Source organism: Nonomuraea sp. NPDC001684 (assembly GCF_053596515.1).
On the sequence record NZ_JBSFGJ010000711.1, the window covers coordinates 1 to 3,067 of the forward strand.

The 3,067-nt window shown below is 72.0% G+C and carries 1 protein-coding gene and 1 pseudogene; both read right to left on the reverse strand.

Annotated elements, in window-relative coordinates; genetic code table 11:
* Window positions 1-2,414: pseudogene (locus ACWCSD_RS50515) on the reverse strand (type IV secretion protein Rhs); the annotation flags it as partial.
* 19 nt (window positions 2,415-2,433) lie between these two features.
* On the reverse strand, window positions 2,434-2,961 hold the full coding sequence (locus tag ACWCSD_RS50520; protein WP_449926652.1) for a LamG domain-containing protein: 528 nt from the start codon (window positions 2,959-2,961) through the stop codon (window positions 2,434-2,436).
* Between the last annotated feature and the right edge of the window lie 106 nt (window positions 2,962-3,067).

Sequence of the window (3,067 nt, forward strand, 5' to 3'; positions counted from 1 at the left end):
GAGCCGTCGGCCTGCTTGTCGCCGTGCATGCCGCGGAAGTACCTGAACTCGGTGAGCGTGCGCCGGGTGTCCTGCCCGTCGCCCTCACGCACCCGGACGCGCCCGAACCCGCGCCAGTCCGACCAGGTGCGCTGCTCGGGCTTGACGAGGATGTTGTCGGCGTAGTGCCAGGCCGCGCCGTCGAGGTACTCGTAGTCGGTGACCACGTTCGGCGAGCCGGCGACGCGGTCCACCTCGACGGTCTGGGTGACGACGTACTTGTGGAACCAGTCGGTGACCTCGCCCTCGTCGGGCGGCGCCCAGCGCTGCGGGAAGCACAGCCGGTTGTTCTTGTCGGCCGCGGCGGGCACGTCGCCGGGCTTGCAGTCGGCCGCGGCGTAGTTGACCCGCAGCTCGCCGCCGGTCTCGTTGTTCACCGCCTGGACCCGCCACTTGACCAGCGGCGCGCGTCCTTCGTTGGCGTCCACCCGGTTGGGCAGCTGCACGCCGCTGAAGGTGATCTTCGGCATGGTGAGGGTGCCGCCCACGTGGCCGCTCTGCTGCACCGAGGCCAGCCACAACGACGGGCTGAGGCCGTCGCCCGTGGCAGGGAACTGGTGGGTCAGCGTCCACGAGTCGACCGGGCTGTACTGGCCGGAGGCGTTGAGCACCTGCGTGGTGACCTTGGCCAGGCGCTTGCGCGAGAAGAACGTCGGCGACAGCCGGTCGGTGCACTTGACCCCGGCGTCGCAGATCTGGTCGAACGGCACGTCCGGCCAGGACGCCGCGGTCTCCTTCTTGAGCTGGTCGGCGGCGCAGGTGACGGTGCCGGAGGGCAGGCAGCGCTCGGCCACGTCGAAGACCACCCGGGCGGCCGGGGCCTTGGTGAACAGCTCGTTGCTCAGGTAGCCGTAGTCGACGCGGGTGAGGTACGCGCCGCGCACGTACACGGTGCCCAGCTCGGGCTTCATGCTGCGGCCGTAGTAGTTCTTCTCGTTCTCGTACCAGTACGTGGTGGCGTTGCCGTGGGTGTCGACCGCGTAGTCGAGGTTCCACCGGTAGGCCTGCTGGCACCAGGCGTCGGCGGGGGTGCTGGAGTAGCACGGCTCGCCGCTGTTGTTGCCGAACACCGGCACGGTCTGCACCGACTTGGTCTCCGGCTTGCCGGTGACCCAGCCGGGCAGGCGGTTCAGGCCGAAGCTGTACTGGGTGCCGTCGGCGGTGGTGACCCGCCAGTACTCGCCGTTGTTGTCGCCGTTGGCGGCTCCGGTGAGGTACTCGATGCGGGTGCCGTCGTCGCGCTTGGGCCGCCACTGCTTGGTGGTGGCGTCCTTGACCAGCTCGACGGCGGAGTTGCCGAGCGACAGGGTGGCGTTGTCCTGGTCCCAGCACAGGTCGCCGGTCTTCTTGCCGTCGATCATGCATGCCTTGTAGCGGCGTTCGACGTAGCCGCTGGGGTTGAGCTCGAAGCCCTCCCCCACCCAGGACGGCTGGTTGTTGGTGGAGACGGTGCGGCCGTCCACGCTCTGGGAGGAGTAGTCGAGCGACAGGTCGGGCTCGTCGCCGCCCAGGGCGGGCGGGGTGCGCAGGTCGTAGCTCCAGGAGAAGTCGCCGGACTGGTTGCCGACGCTCCAGCTCGCCGAGGCGGCCAGCGAGGTGGCGGCGTGATCGCCCGACGGGCCGGAGGCGGCGGCGGTCACGGCGTACAGGCCGGTGGTCTCGACCTCGGCGGTCAGCTTGCCCGCCTTGGCGTCGTTGTCGCTCCTGACCGGCCGCGGCGCGGCGCAGGTGGCGGCGGCCTTGGCGTCGAGCGCGCACTCGTCGAGCTTGACCATGCGCAGCCGGGCGCCGTAGTCGCCGCCGAAGGCGTACCGGAAGCCGGAGTAGTCGATCTCCAGCCGGGTCTTGCCGGACGCCTTGGCCGCCGTGACGCCCTGGCCGGGCGAGACGCGCATCGCGACGCCGAGCAGGTCGGTCCTGAGCAGCTCGACCTTGACCGGGACGGCCTCGGCCGCGGCCACGCCCTTGGCAGCGGGGGCCAGCCGCACCGGGAACCCGGCGGAGAGCGTGGCGGCGCTCTCGGCACCGCCCAGCTCGGCGGTGCCGGCGGCGGGCCAGGCGACCTTGGGCGGCGCCTTCCACGCCTGTTCGGCGGCGGGATCGGCGAGCGGCGGCAGGACGGGCACCTTCCCGCCCTTGACCGGCGTCTCCTTCTGCACCGTGGGCGCCTTGCGGGGCGCGGCGGAGGCGGGCATCGCGTACGCCATGGGCGCCAGGAGCACGACCGTGAGCACGGTCGCCAGCCTGCGCGGCCAGGCGGTCTCGGGCTTGACGCCCTCGAAGCGGTTCCAGCGGGGGTCGGGGGCGTCGGGCTCGGCGGCGGGCTGCTGAAAACGATTCCAGTTGGGCTCTGGCAGGTCTAACTCACTGTCCACGGATTCTCCCAGGGAGGGGCTACTGGGCTGCTAGCTGGGCTATCTGCTCGGCGCTGAGCACGCCGTCGTACGTGCGGACGTCGTCGACGGTCCCCGGCCAGTAGCCGGTGAAGACGCCCGCGGTCTTGCTCCGGCCCAGTTGCAGGGGGCCGGTGGCGGTCCAGGTGCTCACGTGGGGGGTGACGGTGGTGGCCGACAGGCGGCCGTTGACGTAGACGCGCAGCTCGCCGGCCAGGGCGTCGTACACGCCTGCGACGTGCGTCCATTCCAGGGGGGCGGGGACGGCGTCCGAACGGGTGCGGACGAGGGCGGCGGTGTCGGTGTCGGCGGCGGCCATGCCCAGGGCCCACCGCCCCTGTTCCTTGTCGAAGCCGAGCTGGAACCCGGCCGCCCTGGCGCCCGGCTGGGCGACGGCGGCGGTGTCCTTGGCGGGCAGGTAGTCGAGCTGGGTCCAGACGGCGACGGTGAACCCGGAGCCGGTGGCGACGGCGGGCGCGGCGGTCTGGGCGTAGCCGGTCGCGCCGTCGAGCGCGAGGGCGCCGTCCAGCCAGCCGTCGTGCCTACCTGTTCACCAGCGGCGACCGGCCGGTCGGGTTCGCGTTCGTGCGTGCGGCGGCCGGCCCGGTCCGGGTGCTGAACAGCTTCTTCGTGGT